Origin of the sequence: Amycolatopsis lurida (assembly GCF_900105055.1) — a bacterium.
Lineage (GTDB): Bacteria > Actinomycetota > Actinomycetes > Mycobacteriales > Pseudonocardiaceae > Amycolatopsis > Amycolatopsis lurida.
Genome location: NZ_FNTA01000004.1, coordinates 291743 through 310298 on the forward strand (window position 1 = coordinate 291743; position 18556 = coordinate 310298).

Genomic DNA, 18556 nt, shown 5'->3' on the forward strand with positions numbered 1-18556 from the left:
ACCTGAAACAGGTAAAACCATACACTGTTCATTGCTTACACAGTTACTTCACGAGTTGGGGGATCAACCATGAACGAACCGACCAGGCGCAACGTGCTCCGCGGGGCGGCCGCGCTGGCCATCGGCGGAGCCGCCGCGACCATCGGGACCAGCGGATCCGCCTTCGCCGAGCAGAATCCGCGCTACCCGTTCGTCGAAGGAGCGTTCGCGCCGGTGCGGGAGGAGGTGACCGCGTTCGGCCTGCCGGTCACCGGCCGCATTCCCCGGGATCTCTGCGGGCGATACCTGCGCACCGGGCCGAATGTGCTCGGGCTCGAAGATCCGCGCGCCCACCACTGGATGCTGGGCGAGGGCATGGTGCACGGCGTCCGGCTGCGGGACGGGAAGGCCGAGTGGTACCGCAACCGCTGGGTGCGTTCGTCCGGTGTCGCGGCGAAACTCGGCGAGCGGTACCCGTGGCCGGTGCCCGCCGAGGACTTCGCGCCCAACACGCACGTGATCAGCCATCACGGCCGCATCCTCACCCTGCAGGAGTCCGGCGCGCCGCCGTACGAGCTCGACGGCGATCTGAACACGTTGGGGCCGTTCGACTTCGGCGGTTCGCTGGAGGGCTCCTACACCGCGCACACCAAGTTCGACGCCCGCGCCGACGAGCTGCACGCGGTGACCTATCACCCGACGTGGGATCACGTACGGCACCTGATGGTCGACCGCACCGGCCGCGTCGTGCGGACCACCCGGATCCCGGTCGCCGGCAGTCCGATGATGCACGACTTCGGGCTCACCGAGAACTACGTGGTCGTCTTCGACGTGCCGGTCACCTTCGATCCGCAGCCGGGCAAGGTCGTGCCCTACAAGTGGAACACGGACCATCCGGCCAGGGTCGGTGTGATGAACCGCGACGGCGGCCCGGTCCGCTGGTTCGGGGTGGATCCGGTGTTCTATTCGCATACGCTCAACGCGTACGAACAGGGCTCCACGGTGGTGGTCGACCTGACCACGATGCCTGCTCCGTTCGAGGTGGCGGGCAAGCAGGGCTTCGGCGGCCCGTCGGCTTCGGGCCCGCCGGTGCTGGAGCGCTGGACGATCGACCTCGCGCAAGGACGGGTCCGGCGCCGTGTCCTCGATGACCGGCCGCAGGAGTTCCCACGGGTCAACGAAAGCCTGGTGTCGCGGCGGCACAGGTACGGCTACTCGGCCTCGCCCGGCGAATTGTTCGACGTCTACCTGGACAAGCCCTCCGATTCCTTCGGCAACGCCCTGATCAAGCACGATCTGCGGAACGGGCGTTCGGAGGTGCACCGCTTCGGCCGGGGCGCCGACGCGAGCGAAGCGGTGTTCGTACCATCTTCCCGCAGCAAGTCCGAGGACGACGGTTACGCCCTCGCCTACGTGAACAACCCCGACCGCAACGCCTCGGATCTGGTGATCCTCGCGGCGCAGGACTTCACCGCGAAGCCTCTGGCCCGTATCCACCTGCCGAGGCCCGTGCCGCTGGGCTTCCACGGCAGCTGGGTCGCCGACTGACGGATCGGGCGGTCGCCGGACGTCCGGCGACCGCCCTCCGGTTCACCCCCCGGTGAGCACCTCCTCCAACGCCGTGGCGGAGTCCGGATACCGCTCGAGCAGCGCCAAGCCGGTGGACACCGAGCCGCTCCACGGCTCCTCGCAACCCAGCAAGCTCGCCACGGCGTCGCAGGTCGCCGGATGCGCCGCCAGCAACGCGAGGCCACCTCCCCCGGCCTTCCTCGTCACCGCGAGGGACTCCGGTTGCTCCTTCCACGGCGGGACCCATTCGTCGAGCGCCGCGAGCCTGCCGGGGAAGATCCGCCCCGCCTCACGTACGAGCAGCGGCACCAGCTCCGCGCCGCGAGACCGCAGCGTGGTGATCAACGTCGGCAACCACGGCAGCAGCAGCCTGTCCGGTAGCTCGGCGAAAGCGTTCGACACCGCCTCGACGACGAAGTCGGCCAATCCCGGCGCCGGTTCCAACGCGTGGACGAAACCACTCAGATACCGCGGATAAGCGGGCAGCACCATCGGGTTCGCCAGCAGTCCGGCGCAGCGCTCACGCAGTTCCGCACGCGAGAGACGGCCGAGCTGGACCTGCGCCGCCCACAGCAGCGCCACCTTCGACGGCTCCTCCGGATGCGATCCGGCGATCGCCAGCTCCAGCTGCGTCCGGTCGCACCCCAGGGACAACGCGAGCGCCTCCATGCTGAACAGGAAGCCCAGCATCGCGGCGACCTGCTCGACACCGGCCTCCTCGTCCGAGAAAGCCGCCGGGAGCAACGTGCAGTAGTGCGCGTACCCCGTCCGCACGAAGTCCTCGATCCACCGCGGCAGCACCGGCTCGCTGGTCCGGTAATGCGCCAGCAGCCTCCGCACCCGCCGAAGCACTTCCGGGGCGCCGTCGACGGTACGTTCGGTGGCCAGCACCTCCAGAGCACGGGTGCCCAGCTCCCCGGCCAGCCGGGCGCTGCGAAGGTAGAGCGTCGCGTCCTCGACCGCGCCGAGTACCTTCGCGGCGGTGGCCTGCGGATGGTAGGCCGCTCGCCGAAGCCGTTGCTCCAGCACCTGTTCGACGCTGACGCCCTCGTAACCCAGCTCGATGAGGGCCCGCTGGTGGGTGCCCAGCGCCAGATCCCACGACTCCTGGATCGGCCGTTCGCCGAGCCGCCGCTCCCCCATGATCGGCCGTGCCGCGCCGCGCGGCATCAGGTAGCGCAGCATCCACAGGAGATCGGAGCAGGGCTCCAGCTCCGGCCTCGACGCGATGTCGAGCAGCGCCCGTTGCACCCCTCTTTGCTGCAGCTTGAGGTTCAGGGGTTCGAGCCGGTCGTGCACGTCGCGCGCCAGCGGTGGCAACGCGTCGTAGCCGACCTGGCCGATCCGGTCCCCGCCCATCATGATCTCGACGAGGCGGCGCACGTCGCGCCTGCCGGGCACGACGTCCTTTTCGATACAGGTGACCGCCGCGTCCTGGAAGTCGTACGGCGTCGGCTTGGCCCGGTCGCGCAGCCCCGCCAGCAGGATCGAGGTCTCGAACACCGCGATGGCGTCGGCGGTCGAGGCCAGGTACCCGTTGCGGCGCGCCGCGCGGACGATCTCGACCGACCACCCCAGCAGCTCCGCCTCGTCCAGCCGGTCGAGCACCGGAGGTCGTTGCAGGAAGCCGGAAAGCTGGTCCGATGGATCCACTGCCACTGGATCCGGCGTCGGCGCGGGCAGCTCCGCGGCTTTCTTCCGCTTCGGTCCTCCTACCTGCCCTTCCAGCTGGAACTGCTTCACCTTGGTGCGCTTCAGGTTCTTCGCCCACTCGGTCGCGGCGATCGACACCGATCCCCCGGCGAGCCCGAACTGCGCCTCGATCGAGGCGTGGCTCGACGGGATGAGCCCGTACTGCCAGGTGCTCTCGCTGCGCGGGCTGATCACGAACCCGTCCGTGCCGTCGACGCCGAACTCCGCGACCCGGCTGGCCGCGTGGAACGCGCCGCAGATGTAGAGACAGTCCGCGGGATCCGCGCCCGAGGCGGCGAGGTGCTCGCGCATGCGGGTCCACATGTAGCGCTCGCGGTCTTCGTCCACTCGGACGCGCTTGGTGTCGCCCGGCGCGAGACGGCGGAACAGGCTGCCGATCAGGAACATGACCTGGCGGTAGGTGTCGTGATCGCTGTCGCCGAGCGGCAGCTCGACGTACTGGTGCCACCATTCCGACCAGTGCCGCACCCGGCCGTGCCGCAGCAGGTGTTCCTCGAGTTCGGCGAACCGGGGCCGGAGATCACCGATCTCGACGCCGACCGCGTCACCGTGCAGCGCCGCCTCCTCCTCGGCGGGCGGCGCGTCCGTCTCCGGCGACGGTTCGCGTTCGTCCCACTGGAAGACGTGGTCCGCCGACCGGTCGACGAGGACGAGCTCGACGCCCGGGGTGTCGAGGGCGTACGCGATCGCCTGGTACTCGGCCGAAGCCTCGGTGATCGGCGCGACCACGGACAGCGGCGCCCACTCCGCGGGGAATCCCTTCACCTCTGTCGCGAAGGCCTGAACCGCCACCGGGAGACGGCAGTTGCGCAGTTCGGTCAGCAACGGCGCCATGTCTTCGCACAGTTCGAGGTAGACCACCTTCGGCTGCTTTTCCCGCAGCCGCCGTGCCATCGCCACCGCCGAAGCCGGGGAATGGTGGCAGACCGGGAAGATCTCCAAAGGCTCTCGCACCGCGCGATCGACGTCGTCGACGAGCCCGAGCAGGATGCCCTCCAGTGCGCCGGGCCCGTCGGCGAAGGCGGCCGCGGCCTCCTGCAACTGGCCGCGCAACGCCTCGAAGGCGCCGCTCACGAGAGGGAGGCGATCGCGTCGCGGCCGCCGTCGAGGAACTCGGGCCAGTCCCCGCCCTCGTCCTTGCTGCGCGGCTCGACGACACCGTGCAGGTACTTGTTGAGGATCGCCAGATCCTCCGGCTCGCGACGGGCGAGCGAACCGACCAGCGAGGACGCCAGCGCGCGGGCGGTGAGCTCGCGTTCGCCGAAGAAGTTGCTGTGCAGCACCGCGTCTTCGAGCACGCCGATCTGCTCGGCCGTGGACAACGCGGACTCCAGCTTCTCGTCATCGCTGCCCGCCGACGCCGCCGCGGCTCGCAGGTCGCCGAAGCTGCGCAGCAGCACGTCGAGCAGCGTGGGCGGCACGTCCAGCTCGATCTGGTGGCGGCGCAGGAGTTCCTCGGTGCGGAAGCGGACGATCTCCGCCTCGCTCTTCTTGTTGGTCACCACCGGGATGCGGACGAAGTTGAACCGGCGCTTGAGCGCGGACGACAGGTCGTTGACGCCGCGGTCACGGCTGTTGGCGGTGGCGATCACGGAGAAACCGGGCTTGGCGAAGACGATGCCGTCATTGTCCAGTTCCGGTACCGAGATGTACTTCTCCGACAGGATCGAGATCAGCGCGTCCTGCACGTCGCTGGTGGACCGGGTCAACTCCTCGAAACGGCCGATCGACCCCGCCTCCATCGCGGTCATGATCGGTGACGGGATCATCGACTCGCGGGACTGGCCCTTGGCGATGACCATGGAGACGTTCCACGAGTACTTGATGTGGTCCTCGGTGGTGCCGGCGGTGCCCTGCACGACGAGTGTGGAGTTGCGGGAGATGGCCGCGGCCAGCAGTTCGGCGAGCCAGCTCTTGCCGGTGCCGGGGTCGCCGATCAGCAGCAGCCCGCGGTCCGAGGCGAGCGTGACGATGGCCCGCTCGACGATGTTCCGGTCGCCGAACCATTTCTGCGAGATCTCGCGGTCGAGGCCGTCGGCGCGCTCGGAGCCGAGGATGAACAGGCGCAGCATCTTCGGGGACAGGCGCCAGGCGAACGGCTTGGGGTTGTCGTCGACCGACTCCAGCCAGTCCAGCTCGTCGGCGTACTTGATCTCGGCGGGGGCGCGCAACAGGTCGGACATGTCTTGCCTTTCGGGAGGTTCAGGAGGTGAGGAAGGTCTTGAGTTCGTGCACGAGCTTGGTGATGTGGCCGGAGATCACCGGTGTGCCGAGATCCTTGAAACGTTCGCGGAACCACGGGTTCACGCTGCCCCGGCCGGCGCTGGTGACCGAGCCGACCGGGATGAACTTCGCCCCCGACCGGTGGATCGCGGCCATGCTTTCGAAGAGCTGCTCGACGCGGGTCTCGTAGAAGTCGGAGATCCACACCACCACGGTGTTCGCGGGTTCGGCGATCTTCGGCTGGGTCAGCGCCATCGCGACCATGCCGTCGTTGCCGCCGCCCAGGTTGGTGCGCAACAGGGTTTCGAAGGGATCGTGCACCCATGGCGTGAGGTCGAGCGCCTGCGTGTCGTAGGCGATCAGGTGAACGTCCACTTTGGGCAATCCGGCGAAGATCGAGGCCAGCACCGCGCAGTTGACCATCGAGTCCACCATGGAGCCCGACTGGTCGACGACCGCGATGAGCCGTTGCGGTGTGGTCTTCTTCGCCGTCTGCTTGTAGTAGAGGCGATCGACGTAAAGCCGTTCCTCGTCGGGGCTCCAGTTGGTGAGGTTCTTCCAGATGGTGCGATCGAGGTCGAGGTTGCGGAACACGCGTTTCGGCGGGACCGAACGGTCCACCTTGCCCGTCGAAGCCTTCTCGACCTGGGTCCGCAGGACCTCCGCGATCTCGTCGACGTAGCGGCGGATGAGTGATTTGGCGTTGGCCAACGCCACTCCGGACAGGTTGTCCTTGTCCCGCAACAGCTGTTCGATGAGCGACATGCTCGGGCTCAGCTTCGCCGCGAGCGCCGGATCGGCGAGGACCTCGCGCAGCTGCATCCGTTTGACGAGGTCCGCCTCGATGCCGCCGAGTTCCGGGCCGATCGCCGGGAGCAGGGTGCTCAAGTCCGGCGTGGCGCCACCGCCGGTGCCGCCGAGGCCGGTCGGGGCGCCGCCGCGACGACCTCCGCGCAACTCGCCCGGACGGCAGCCCAAAGCGCGCTCCAGCCAGCCCGCGTCGGCCTGCCAGCGGGACAGCTGCCCCGCCGTCACCGTGGGCGGCGCCGGAGCGAAGACGTTGAGCAGCACCTTCGACACCAGCGCCGCGCGCCGCACTTCCGCGGCCTTGTCCCGGCTGTCCTCGGCTTCGGGGACCATCAGCCCGTCGAACTCGGCCGCCAGCTCCGGATGACGCTGGACGACCGAGTCGACCGCGACGTTCGGATCCAGCACGGCGGACGGCAGGCCGATGTCCTCGACCACGGCCACACTCGCCGATTCGAGCGCGGCCTGCTCCTCGGCGTCGAAGAGCCGGGCGAGCAGCCGCCAGTACAGGACCTGGCGGCGGTTGTCCTCGGGTTCGGTCATTTCCGCAACAGCCTTCCGGCGCGCTCGCGCAGTACGGCCGCGGCGTCGGTGGCCGCCTTCTCGGCTTTCACCCCGGCCTTGTCCGTGGTGCCGCCGGCCCAGGCTCCGGCGTGCACGGCGGTGGTCTTCTTGCGCACGGTGGTCTCGACGGCGAGCGGCTGGAGGCGGAATCCGCCGTCCCACCGGATCAGGCCGATGCACGCGCTGGAACCCGCGACCGCCTTCGGTGTCAGCGGGCCGGCGGCCGGGATGCGATCGGTCTCGACGGAGAGCCGGTTCCCGGCGAAGGCGAACGTGAGCGCATCCTCGTCGCCCTCGATGCCATAGCCCTCGAGGAAAACAGGAACGGCGAGCCGCGCCGGGTGCCGATCCAGCGGCGCGACCGGCGGCATGACGGCCCTCGGCAAAGCGACGCGCGCCGTGGAGAACGCGTCCGCGGGCTCTCCGAGCCGAGCATGGTCGTCTCGCCAGAGGAGGTCGCCCTCCGCGGTGACCGGCATGCCGGCGAGGTCCATCGAGCGGCCCTCGCTGATCGCCGTGAGCAGGGAAAGGTGCGGGCGCAGCAACTGCCAGATCCCGGCGCCGATGATCGTGTCCGGCTTCGGCGCGGTCACGTTCGCGCGCACGAGCCGCGGAGCGGTGCCGTCTTCGGGCTCGAAGACCGCATGGACCTGGGCCTGCGCGGCCGTCGCATGTTCCAGCAGGTCGACCCCGAGGGGCAACAAACGGCCGGTGACCGTGCCGATCGACGGCGACGCCGCCGCCCCGGGCAGGGTCAGCAGCATTCCGCGCGACCACAGGTCGCCCCAGCGCCGGGCGGGGATCCGCTCCAGCGCCGCACCGGGACAGGACGCCGCGAGTTCCGCGGCGAAGCCGTCGAGCAGGACGGCCAACCTGCGCAGGCTCGGTTCCGCGAGCAACGCGGAGATCACTTGCGCCGAAGCCGAGATCAAGTCGTGGTCGATACCCTGCCAGCCCGCGCGGGCGAGGTCGGCCAGCCAGGATCGTGCGGCGACCAGAAGATTGAGCGGTTCCGCCTCGGCGGCCTGCCCGGCGGAGTCTTCGCCCAGTGGACGGCCGGTCGCTTCGACAAGCCGCGCGAGAATCGCGTCGTGTACGGAGCCGAACACCGCGATCCTCGCCGCCGCAAGGGAAACGAAGTGCTCCTCCCCCGCGGCACCGGCCGCGGTCTTCTCCGCTGCCTCCGCGACCCGCGTCGCGAGCGGCGACCCCGCGACGGCATCGGCCAGCTCGGTCAAGCCCGCGATCTTCTGGGGACGGAGCAGACCTGCGGCGAGCACGGCGTCGAAGGCATCGACAACCGCCAGCGCCTCGTCGAGACCGGCGATGGGATCGGTGAGCAGATCGACGCGCATCAGGCCACCACCCTCGTCGGCGGGAACCACTGCAGCTCCGGTACCGGCGCGGTGGACGGCTCGAATTCGAGGTAGGCCAAGTGCCGCAAGAACTGGCTGAACACGGAAGCGGCGGCGGTGTTGTCACCTTGCGACGGCCGCGTCGCGCTCATGGTCTGCGAAATGGCCTGCGCGGTCGGCTCTGGAACCTCGACGCGCAAGTACCGCGCGACCCGCTCGGCGCCGTACTGCAGGGTGGATTCGTTGATCAGGGCGAGAATATGGTTGCAGAACATGCCCCGAGCCCCGCCGCAGGGCCGGTTGTTGTTGGTACTGCAGGCGAACTCGTACGTGCTCGCCGCGACCGACGAGACATACACGCGGCCGATGTCCGATCCACTGGACACCACGCCCTGCACCCGTCCGTCGGCCAATTCGACGAACGGTACCTTCGCGAGCTTGCGCGGGCGGGCAGGTGGCAACACCCTGGCCGTGCTTGCTCTTTCCCAGTCTGACAACGCATCTTCTCCTTGCGGGGGTGCCTCGGTGGGGACTGGGATGAACCTAGCGGCAGGCACCGACAGTTTTGATCACAGCTGAAGTTCTCCGAGCTGAGCCGCCAAATCGGCGAGGCCGTCGGCATGGAAGTCGAAGCGATCCGTGGCCTTCGGCGGGTCCCCGACAGGCCTGGCGACGTAGGCGGTCCGGAGACCGGCACTCTGCGCGCCCCGCAGGTCCCACGCGTGGGTCGCGACCATCAGCAGCCGCTCCGGCGGTGCGCCTGAGGCTTCGACGGCCAGTTCGTAGACAGCCGGGTCCGGCTTGCAGGTTCGCACCTCCTCGGCGGAGAGCGCTTGATGCCACCGGAGGCCCGCGTGGGCGTTGATGCGAAGCAGGCTCGTCCGGCTGGCGTTGGAGAGCCCGATCAGCGGGTAGTGCTCGGCGAGCCTCGCCAGCCCGTCGGGGGTGTCAGGCCATGGCGGGAGCTTCGGCACCACGTCCGTCTTGGTGACCGACTGGGCCGCTTCGCGGTCGAGAACATCGCTCGGTGCGTACGGACGCTGCCCTGCGACGATGCGCCGCTGCTCGGTCTCGACGTGGCTCAGCCATTGGTCGACCAGCTCGTCCACGTCGGCGTCCGGCACGGCTTGCCGCACCGCCTCGCGGATCCCGGCCGGCTCGTCGACGAGCGTGCCGAGTATGTCGAACACCAACGCGTCGATCTCCACGGACAACCTCCCGGTAAGGGTTAAAGTAACGATTAACCGTGAACGTACGAGAGGCCGGTAAGGGATGCAAGTAGCGTTAGACGATTACGTCCAGGCAGCAGGCGTCGCTACCGACCTGGTCAACACCGCCCCGGAGGTCTGGCACGGCGAAGACAAGCTTCCCGACCTGGGGTCCCTTACCGCCTTCGCCGGGCTTCACTCACTACCCGAGCCATCCCGTCCCGGTGATCTGCGCGCCGTTCACCGGCTACGCGCCACAGTGCGGGAGCTGATCGACCGCCCGGACCGGGCGCGCCTCATCACCGGCGCCACCGCGCTCACCTCTTCGATCGGCGACGTCACCCTTCTGGCCGGCAGCGCACGATGGGCTGTTTCGGCCCGGCCCGGCGCGACGGCCGCGGACTCCCTCGCCCTGGTCTGCGGCGTCGGAATACTCGGCGTCGTCCAGTCTCTCGGCGCGGAACGGTTCCGGACCTGTGGCGCACCTGCCTGCCGAGGTGCGTTCATCGACACAACGCGTCCCGGACGGCGTCGCTATTGCATGCCAGGATTATGCGGGAATCGCGTCAACGTCGCGAACCACCGGGCACGCAAGCGTTCTCGAGATGGATTTTTCGAGGCGCCGTAGGCGAAATGCCGTAACAGCGGTTCACGAATTCGGCCTATCAAAGAACAGGGCTCGTATCGCAGTATGATGCACGCGAGTGAACTTTCTCGACAGCGGCCGGGTCATGTCGGAAAATCAGATGCGCGCGACGCCTTGGAGTCGACTCTCGTCGCGTTCAGTTCCCTTACTCCCATCATTTGGCGAAAAGGAACCTCATGCATGACGATGATGAGCCAGTAGGCCGGGTACTCGGCAGGCGACAGGCGCTGATTCTCCTCGGCGCCGCCGGTGCGACACTCGCCGTCGCCGGATCCACCACCGCGAGTGCCACCACCTCCAGCCCGGGCGCGCCCGATATCTGCACGCTGGATTGCGTGGTCAAGCCCGAACAAATGGAGGGCCCGTACTTCGTCGACGAACGGCTCAACCGCTCCGACATCCGCAGTGAGCCCTCCACCGGGCAACTGGTTCCCGGCACCGCGCTGGCGATCAATTTCACCGTCCAGCAAATCCGCCAGCAGCAGTGCACGCCGCTACCGGGCGCCATGGTCGATCTCTGGCAGTGCGACGCGTTCGGCCTGTACTCCGACATTCCGTCCCAGGGCAGCCGAGGTCGCCGTTTCCTGCGCGGGTATCAGAACACCGACCAAACGGGAGCGGCTCGCTTCACCACCATTCTGCCAGGATGGTACACGGGCCGCACGCTCCATATCCACATCAAAATCCGCACCACCGGCACCAATGGCCGTCCGTACGAGTTCACCTCGCAGCTTTATTTCACCCCCGAGTTCGGCGCGGCCTATCTGCGGACCGAACCGTACCGGCGGAAAGGACCGGCCGACACGACCAACAGCCGGGACTCCATCTACCGCAACGGCGGGGCACAGATGCTTTTGCGTCCCCAGCAGACCGGAAGCGGCTACACGGCGGACTTCGCGATCGGTCTCGACCTGTCGAACACCCAAGTCGGCCGTCCCGACTAGAGCAGACGACAGGGCCCTCCCCGGCGAGTGCCGGGGAGGGCCCTGTTCAGGCGTCAGACGCCGGCGATCTGCTGGATCCAGGGCCGGTACCGCGTGATGTTCGTGTATGCGGTGGTCGTCTGCCGGTCGCTCGTCGAGGCGACGCCGACCTGACGGCCGGAGGCGAACATCGGGCCACCCGAGTCCCCACCGGCGGTGATGCCGTCACCGCGGCGCGCGCACACCGCGATGCCGCCGTTGTAGTCACGGCAGGAGACCGACGTGACCGAGACGTTGGCGACCTTCAGGTAGCGGGACTGGCAGTTGATCTCCGAGCCGCACTGGCTGGTCGCGCCCCAGCCGTAGACCTGGACGGTCTGCCCGACGGAGACGTTGGCCGTGGTGCCCAGCGGTGAGTAGGTGGCGTTGACCGACGTCGTCAGCTTCACGATCGCGAGGTCCGCACTCGGGTGACGGGTGACGGTGGAGCCGGTGGCCATGGTGCCGCCGCTCTGCTGGTCGAGGCTGCCGATCCGGAAGGTGAAGGTGCCACTGCTCGCGACGCAGTGCTTCGCGGTCAGGATGTACTGCGGCGCGATGATCGTCGAGGTACAGGTCTGCCTGCCGTTGGCGAAGAGCCTGGCCGCCCACGGGCCGCTCGTCGCGTTCTGGCCGCCGATGATCATCGGCTGGACGTCGGAGGACGGTTCCGCGGCGGACGCCACGGGGGCGGTGACGCCGAGCAGCGCCGCGAAGGCGGTGCCGGCGATCAGGGCGAAGGAGCGCAGTCGCATGGTTCCGACTCATTTCTGCGGCCCGGGTTCGGCCGCGCGATGGGGACGGGTGTGCTGATTCTGGTGCGCGGCAAGAGAAACCTGACACCGACGAAAGTCGTGCAGTGGATACCTATCTCTACGCCGCGAAGACCGCTAAGTGGCGCTCTAGGTACCGGGGCCGCCCACCGGTTACGACGACCGGCGTCCGTCCACTTGAGACAGACGGCGGCATAACTCCAAGGACATAACCTCGCTCCGGGGGTAGCCGAAGTGTCCCTTCGGAGTGGGCGGTACAGGCGGAGGGTCGTGAGTGACAAGTGTCGTTCTAACGCTCTTTACCACTCACGACCCCCGCGCGAAGCTGCCCACGGCGGGGCCGACGGCCCGCACGTCGCCACGAAGGCCTCCGTGCGCATGATCCCGCCCACGACGCTTTGCCTTGCGCCTCACGAACCTCGCTCCGGGGGTTCCCGAAAACCGGGTCCGCCGCCAGAATCGCCATCATGACCACAGCACAGTGGACCCCGACCTACGGCGACCCCTTCGAGCCGGTGCCCTACCGCCCGGCGCGCGTACCCGCGGAAGAAGCGCTGGCCACCGCCGCCGACCTGCGCCGCCGCATGGACACCCGCCGCACCGTGCGGATGTTCTCGACGGACCCCGTGCCCGAGCAGGTGGTGGTGGACGCCATCGCGGTGGCGGCGACGGCGCCCAGCGGCGCGCATCAGCAACCGTGGACGTTCGTGCTCATCGAAGACGCCGAGACGAAACAGCGGATCCGCGAGGCCGCCGAAGAGGAAGAACGCGTTTCGTACGAGGGCAGGCTCGGCGAGGAGTGGCTCTCCGCGTTGCGCCCGCTGGGCACCGACGCCGTCAAGACCCATCTCACCGACGCCCCGTACCTCATCGTGGTCTTCCAGCAGCGCTACTTCCTCGACGAGGACGGCACCAAGCACAAGCACTACTACGTCGACGAGTCGGTGGGCATCGCGGTCGGCATGCTGCTCACGGCGTTGCATCTGTCCGGGCTGGCCGCGTTGACGCATACGCCGTCGCCGATGCGGTTCCTCGGCGAGCTGCTCGAGCGGCCGCAGAACGAGAAGGCGTTCGCCGTCATCCCGGTCGGTTATCCGGCGGACGACTGCGTGGTGCCGAACCTGGTGCGCAAGTCGATCGACCAGGTGCTGATCCGCCGGTGACCGTCCGCGCGGCCCGGGTGTATACGCGCACCCGGGTTGCGCGAAACCCGGCCAAGCACGCACTCAAATTGATCAATAGTGCAGTTTATTGCACACTTTGGCGCATCTCTTGACATATCCGATGGCGATTGGACAAGGTCTGGGCACCGAAGGCGACACGAAGGAGTGTTCTTCATGGCCGACCTGCCCTCTGTCTCCCGGCGGACACTGTTCGGCGGCGCGCTCGCCGCCGGGGCGCTCGCCGCGATCCCGACGAGCGCGACCGCGGCGGAAGAGGCGGAAAGCGCGCCCCGCCGTCCTGGTCAGCGCAGCATGATCGGGGTCCCGTTCGAGCGGCACCAGACCGTCCGGATCGCGCTCATCGGTCTCGGCAACCGCGGTAAGTCCATGATCGGCGGGTGGAGCGCCGTCCCGGGCGCCGTCGTCACCGCGGTCTGCGACATCCGCGCGGAGCGCGCGAAGGCCGCCGCGGACAAACTCGCCGCCGCCGGGCGTCCGCGCCCGGCCGAGTACGGCGGATCCGCCGACGCCTATAAGAAGATGCTCTCCCGGGACGACATCGACCTCGTCTACATCGCCACGCCGTGGGAGTTCCATTACGCGCAGGGCAAGGCCGCGCTGCTGGCAGGCAAGCACGTCGGCGTCGAGCTCCCGATCGCCACCGAGCTCGACCAGTTGTGGGACCTCGTCAACACCAGCGAGCAGACCCGCAAACACCTGTTCCTCGCCGAGAACTGCAGCTACGGCCGCAACGAGCTGGCCATCCTCAAGATGGCGCACGAGGGTGTCTTCGGCGAGGTCACCAACGGGCACGGCGGCTACCTGCACGACCTTCGCGAACTGCTGTTCTCCGACACTTACTACACCGACGCGTGGCGCCGGAAGTGGCACACCCGCAGCACCGCCAGCTTCTACCCGATGCACGGCCTCGCGCCGATCGCCGCCTGCATGGACGTGAACCGCGGCGACCGGTTCGCCACCTTGCGCGCCACGGCGACCGAGCCGAAGGGCCTCGCCGACTACCGCGAACGCCACATGCCGCCGGGCCACCCGTCGTGGAAAGAGACCTACATCAACGGTGACCTGGTGACCTGCCTGATCGAAACCGAGCAGGGCCGGATCATCCGCGCCGAGCACGACGTCAGCTCGCCGCGGCCGTACAGCCGCATCAACAGTCTCGCCGGCAGCCGCGGCATCGTGGAGGACTATCCCGCCCGCATCTACGTCGAGCCTGACCACAGCGGCCACGCGTGGAAGGACTTCGGGCCGTACCGCGAACGCCACGACCACTGGCTGTGGAAGAAACTGAAGGACGACCCGAACCTCGGCGGGCACGGCGGCATGGACTACGTGCTGCAGTGGCGGATCGTGCAGCAGATGCGCGCCGGGCTGGTGCCGGACATCGACGTCTACGACTCGGCGGCCTGGTGCTCCCCCGTGCCGTTGAGCGTGGTCTCCCTGGCACGCGGCGGGAAACCGGTCGCGGTGCCGGACTTCACGCGTGGCGGCTGGACGAAACCGCGGGCGGGACTGGACTCGCAGCCTTCGGAGATGCCGGGCTAGGGCGCGCGGCTCTTTGCGGGGTAAGAACAAAGGTGGCACGTTACGAAAGCCACTTTCGCAACGTTGAAGGTTGCGAAAGTGGCTTTCGCAACGTCTGCGGGGACCGTGGGAGGGTGGGTGGAGGGCCCGGTCAGGGCGCGGGTCGCGACAGCCACTTTCCCGACCCGGCGCGTTTGCCTTACCCCTCAAGAGAACATGACGGCGACTCACGAGGAGTACCGAGGCACGACCCGGTAGACACGGAGGTCCTTCGGGGTCCCCTTGGCGCGGAAGCTCCGGCGCGGTCGCACGGTCACCGCGCCGGGGTCCAGCTCGTCGACGACGCTTCCGCTGGCCAGGACCTCGTCGCCGTCGGCGGCGGCCATGATGCGGGCGGCGATGTTCACGTCGACACCGAGGTAGTCGTTGCCGACCCGCCGAGGATTCCCTCGATGCAGCCCCGCGCGCAGGTGCGGGAGATAGCCCTCGGCCTTGATCACACTCACGGCGGAGCACGTCTCGTAGGCGGCGTTCACCGCCTCGCCGGGGTCGGCGAACACGGCCATCACGCCGTCGCCGAGGCCTTTCACGATGCTGCCGCGATGCCCGGTGACGATCGATTCGGTCACCTCGGCGACCGAACGCAGCAGCTCCAGCACCCGCTCGTCGCCCGCCTGCAACGCCCAGGTCGAGAAGCCGACCAGATCGGTGAACAGCACCGTGATGCCGTCCGCGGACACCGGCGGCGCGCCGGACCGGCGGACGGCCTGCCAGGCCTGCACGGCGGCCAGCCCCAGCTCACGGGTGGCGCTGGGCCGGTCCGCGCCCGCCTCGGCGAGCAGCCGGGCGAGCCGGTCGGACGAGCGGCCCGTCGACGGAGCCAGCGGGTCACCCGGGACCAGCCTGCGGAGGAACCGCGCCCCGCGCACCAGCTCGCCGCGCTGATCCGTCGCGCGCAGGAACCTGCGGGTCCGGAGATGCCACGGCTCGGGTCGTTCGGTCACGATCAAGACCCTAGCCCGCTCGCCCCGGGTCCGGCGCACCTGTCACCGAGGTGACAAGAATGCGGGCGCCGTTTCCCCTTTACTCCACCGCATGACAATTCACGAACTCGCCATTCCGCATACGCGTGACAAGATCGAAGCGTAAAGAAAACGCGAGAGATCTTTTCCTTTCCTCGTTGGTGACTTTCCACCTACATTCGCTTTCGAGCCCATTCAACGACGAAAGGACCTGACATGACGGAAACCCTCGTACGGAAGGGTGTTCGGCGGTTCTGCGCGGCCGGGATCGCGGCCGCGGTCGCCGGAACGGTCATGCTCGCCGCGGCGGGAACCGCTGCCGCCGTCGAAAAGAATCTCACGTACAAGGGCGGCTTCCCCATCATCGGCGACCAGAAGGTGGCGGTGGTCGTCAAGGCGGAAATCCCGGCGGCCGCGAAAGCCGGGGAGCCGGTTTCGGTACCGTTCACCCTCGACGTCGACGCCGGTCAGGCCGCGGGCGACGGGCTCCGGCTGGTCGGCGCCAAGAAGCTCTCCGGCACGATCGGCTCGAAGGTGAACATCGCGCTCGGTGAGCAGAAGATCTCGATCCCCATCGAGCTGCCGATCCCGGACACCGAGGTGCCCGCCGAAGGACCGCTCAAGTTCACCGCGGAAGGCAAGGTCGACTTCACCATCCCCGCGGGCACCCCCGCCGGTGAGGCGACCAGCAGCGTGGACGCCGCGGCGACCTCGCATATCGTCACCGACAGCTCGCTCGGCGAGTTCGACGTCCAGCTCGCGCTCGACCCGCCCGACCAGGACGCCGTCCTCGGCAAGACGACCGTCAGCTGAACCCCCGTCTTCCCCCGGCTCGCCGAGCCGGGGGAAGACGCGTCTTGACCTCCAGCGCACTGGAGGTCGCAAGCTGTCGATCATGTGGATTTGCGACAGGTGCGGTATCGAACATCCCGCCACCCCCGAGCCTCCCCGGTGCGTTCTCGACCGCGGCGAGGTCGGCATCGAAGAAGCAGGCGATCTCGGCGCGCACACCGGCCGCTGGTGGACGCACGAGGAACTGATCTCCGTGCCGCACAAGACCTTGCACCGGGATCACGGACGTGGCCTGCACAGCATCAAGCGGGAGCCGAACTTCGCGATCGGGCACTGGTCGTTCGTCGCGGTGACCCCGGCGGGCACCCTGCTCTGGGATCCGCCGTCCTGGTTGGACACGGAAGTGCTCGACGTCGTGCGCGGGCTCGGCGACGTCGCCGTGATCGCCACCAGCCACCCGCACATGTTCGGCGCCCAGCTCGGCTGGAGCCGCGCGCTGGGCGGGGTTCCGGTGCTGGTCAACGAACGCAACCGCGAATGGCTGCCCGCCCCCGATCCGGCGTTCGAGTTCTGGGACGAGCACGTGGAACCCTTGCCCGGCCTCGAACTCGTCCGGCTCGGCGGGCATATGCGGGGCAGCGCCGTGGCCAGGACACCGGACGGCAGCATCCTGGCCGGGGACACGATCTCGGGTGGGCTCGCGCCGAACTGGGTGTCGTTCCAGCGCAACTTCCCCAAGCACATCCCGCTGTCGGGCGCCGTGGTCCGCCGCATCGTCGACCGGCTCGACGAATTCTCCTACGACCGGCTCTACACCCTCGGCGGCGACACCATCGACCAGGATGCCCGCGCGGTGGTGCGCCGAAGCGCCGAAACCCATATCCGGTGGGTGAACGGCGACTTCGACCACCTCACTTGATCGCGCGTTTGTCCTTGCCGCGGAAGGTCAACGCGATGGCCCCCGCCATCGCCATGAAGAACGCGACGGCCCACATCCCGGCGCGGAAGCTCCCGGTCACCCCCTGCAGCCAGCCGGTGAGATAGGGGCCGACGAAGCCCGACAGGTTACCGAAGGAGTTGATCAGGCCGATCCCGGCGGCGGCACCGACTCCGGTCAGGAAGGCGTTGGGCAGCTGCCAGAACACCGGGATCGCGGTGAACACGCCGACCGCGCAGAGGGTCACCGCGACCATCACCCACAGCGGCGAACCGAGATACAGCGCGGCGGCGATCGCGACCGCGCCGACGAACGCGGCGATGGCGACGTGCCCCGCCCGTTCGCCGGTGCGGTCGGAATGCCGCGCCCACAACACCATGGCGACGGCGGCCACGGCGTACGGGATCGCGGTGATCAGCCCGATCTCCACGATGGTGTAGTTGGTCTGGAACTGTTCCTGGAAGCCCTTGATCACCTGCGGAAGGAAGAACGCGAGCACGTAGAGGCCGAAGATGATCCCGAAGTAGACGGCGCTCAGCGCGAGCACACGCGGATCGGTCAGCGCCGATCGCGTGCTCACCTCCTTGCCGACCTCGCGGACGTCTTCCGCGTCGATGGCCGACTGCAACGCCGTGCGTTCCCGCGGCGTCAGCCATTTCGCGTCCTTCGGCTTGCTCGGCAGCAGGAAGAACACCGCCACCCCGAGCAGGATCGAAGGCACCCCTTCGGCGAAGAACATGAACCGCCAGCCCGCGTCGAAGCCCAGCACACCGTCACCGTGCTTGATGAGCAGGGAGGAGACCGGGCTGCCGATGACCGAAGAGAGCGGCACCGCGAGGAAGAACAGCGCGACGATCTTGGCTCGCTGCTTTCGCGGGAACCAGTAGGTCAAGTACAGGATGATGCCGGGGAAGAACCCGGCCTCGGCGATCCCGAGCAGCACCCGGACGATGTAGAAGCTGACCTCGCCCTGGATGAACGCGGTGGCCGAGGCGACGATGCCCCAGGTGACCATGATCCGCGCGATCCAGATCCGGGCGCCGACCTTGTGCAGGATCACGTTGCTGGGCACTTCGAAGAAGAAGTACCCGACGAAGAACAGGCCCGCGCCGAGTCCGTAGGCGGCCGAGCTGATGCCGAGGTCCGCGTTCATGGTGAGCGCCGCGAACCCGACGTTGACCCGGTCCAGATAGTTGAGCAGATAGAGCAGCCCGAGTAACGGGACCAGCCGGATCATCGCCTTGCGCACCGCCGGGGCGGTGGACACCTCTGCCGTCTGTTCGTCCATCCGCGGGAGTGTA

Annotated in this window: 16 protein-coding genes; 7 read left to right on the top strand and 9 right to left on the bottom strand. The window is 68.4% G+C overall.

Annotated elements, in window-relative coordinates; genetic code table 11:
• The first annotated feature begins 69 nt into the window (after nt 1–69).
• Nucleotides 70–1527, top strand: a complete 1458-nt coding sequence (locus tag BLW75_RS06660; RefSeq protein ID WP_034316505.1) for a carotenoid oxygenase family protein — start codon at nt 70–72, stop codon at nt 1525–1527.
• Nucleotides 1528–1569: 42 nt separating this feature from the next.
• Here BLW75_RS06660 and BLW75_RS06665 read toward each other — a convergent pair whose 3' ends face one another.
• The 6 genes from BLW75_RS06665 to BLW75_RS06690 all read right to left on the bottom strand — a co-directional run bounded on the left by BLW75_RS06665 (nt 1570) and on the right by BLW75_RS06690 (nt 9418).
• Complete coding sequence (locus BLW75_RS06665; protein ID WP_034316506.1) at nt 1570–4335, bottom strand: DUF5682 family protein; 2766 nt, start codon at nt 4333–4335, stop codon at nt 1570–1572.
• On the bottom strand, nt 4332–5444 hold the full coding sequence (locus tag BLW75_RS06670; RefSeq protein WP_034316507.1) for an ATP-binding protein: 1113 nt from the start codon (nt 5442–5444) through the stop codon (nt 4332–4334). The genes BLW75_RS06665 and BLW75_RS06670 overlap by 4 nt, the downstream gene beginning before the upstream one ends.
• A 19-nt stretch (nt 5445–5463) precedes the next feature.
• On the bottom strand, nt 5464–6834 hold the full coding sequence (locus BLW75_RS06675) for a VWA domain-containing protein (protein WP_034316508.1): 1371 nt from the start codon (nt 6832–6834) through the stop codon (nt 5464–5466).
• Entirely contained in the window at nt 6831–8210 is a 1380-nt protein-coding gene (locus tag BLW75_RS06680) for a hypothetical protein (protein ID WP_241783817.1), read from the bottom strand. The genes BLW75_RS06675 and BLW75_RS06680 overlap by 4 nt, the downstream gene beginning before the upstream one ends.
• Complete coding sequence (locus tag BLW75_RS06685) at nt 8210–8707, bottom strand: hypothetical protein (RefSeq protein ID WP_167373479.1); 498 nt, start codon at nt 8705–8707, stop codon at nt 8210–8212. Before BLW75_RS06685 ends, BLW75_RS06680 begins: the two co-directional genes overlap by 1 nt.
• Nucleotides 8708–8779: 72 nt before the next feature.
• Nucleotides 8780–9418 carry a haloacid dehalogenase type II gene (locus BLW75_RS06690; RefSeq protein ID WP_034316511.1) on the bottom strand — a complete coding sequence of 213 codons (639 nt, stop codon included), beginning with the start codon at nt 9416–9418 and terminating at the stop codon, nt 8780–8782.
• A gap of 64 nt (nt 9419–9482) precedes the next feature.
• On the opposite strand from BLW75_RS06690, the gene BLW75_RS06695 reads away from it, so the two are divergent.
• Entirely contained in the window at nt 9483–10046 is a 564-nt protein-coding gene (locus BLW75_RS06695) for a CGNR zinc finger domain-containing protein (protein WP_091596972.1), read from the top strand.
• Nucleotides 10047–10240: 194 nt separating this feature from the next.
• Nucleotides 10241–11008 carry a dioxygenase family protein gene (locus BLW75_RS06700; RefSeq protein WP_034316512.1) on the top strand — a complete coding sequence of 256 codons (768 nt, stop codon included), beginning with the start codon at nt 10241–10243 and terminating at the stop codon, nt 11006–11008.
• 53 nt (nt 11009–11061) lie between these two features.
• On the opposite strand, the gene BLW75_RS06705 is transcribed toward BLW75_RS06700, so the two are convergent.
• Entirely contained in the window at nt 11062–11781 is a 720-nt protein-coding gene (locus BLW75_RS06705) for a S1 family peptidase (protein WP_034316513.1), read from the bottom strand.
• Between the two features lie 485 nt (nt 11782–12266).
• Here BLW75_RS06705 and BLW75_RS06710 point away from each other — a divergent pair, with 485 nt between their 5' ends.
• Nucleotides 12267–12962 carry a nitroreductase family protein gene (locus tag BLW75_RS06710; RefSeq protein ID WP_034316514.1) on the top strand — a complete coding sequence of 232 codons (696 nt, stop codon included), beginning with the start codon at nt 12267–12269 and terminating at the stop codon, nt 12960–12962.
• A 174-nt stretch (nt 12963–13136) separates the two neighbouring features.
• Nucleotides 13137–14525: a Gfo/Idh/MocA family protein gene (locus BLW75_RS06715; RefSeq protein WP_034316596.1), complete on the top strand. Its 1389-nt coding sequence runs from the start codon at nt 13137–13139 to the stop codon at nt 14523–14525.
• A gap of 206 nt (nt 14526–14731) precedes the next feature.
• Here BLW75_RS06715 and BLW75_RS06720 read toward each other — a convergent pair whose 3' ends face one another.
• The gene (locus BLW75_RS06720) at nt 14732–15514 is read right to left on the bottom strand and encodes an adenylate/guanylate cyclase domain-containing protein (protein WP_034316515.1); all 783 of its coding nucleotides are present in this window, start codon (nt 15512–15514) and stop codon (nt 14732–14734) included.
• 228 nt (nt 15515–15742) lie between these two features.
• Between BLW75_RS06720 and BLW75_RS06725 the strand changes: the two genes are divergently transcribed.
• Nucleotides 15743–16339 (top strand): DUF6801 domain-containing protein, encoded by a 597-nt coding sequence (locus BLW75_RS06725; RefSeq protein WP_034316516.1) that lies wholly within the window; start codon nt 15743–15745, stop codon nt 16337–16339.
• Between the two features lie 82 nt (nt 16340–16421).
• Nucleotides 16422–17237, top strand: a complete 816-nt coding sequence (locus BLW75_RS06730; protein WP_241783821.1) for an MBL fold metallo-hydrolase — start codon at nt 16422–16424, stop codon at nt 17235–17237.
• On the opposite strand, the gene BLW75_RS06735 is transcribed toward BLW75_RS06730, so the two are convergent.
• Nucleotides 17230–18543, bottom strand: a complete 1314-nt coding sequence (locus BLW75_RS06735; protein ID WP_034316517.1) for an MFS transporter — start codon at nt 18541–18543, stop codon at nt 17230–17232. The two genes, BLW75_RS06730 and BLW75_RS06735, sit on opposite strands and share 8 nt — an antisense overlap.
• Between the last annotated feature and the right edge of the window lie 13 nt (nt 18544–18556).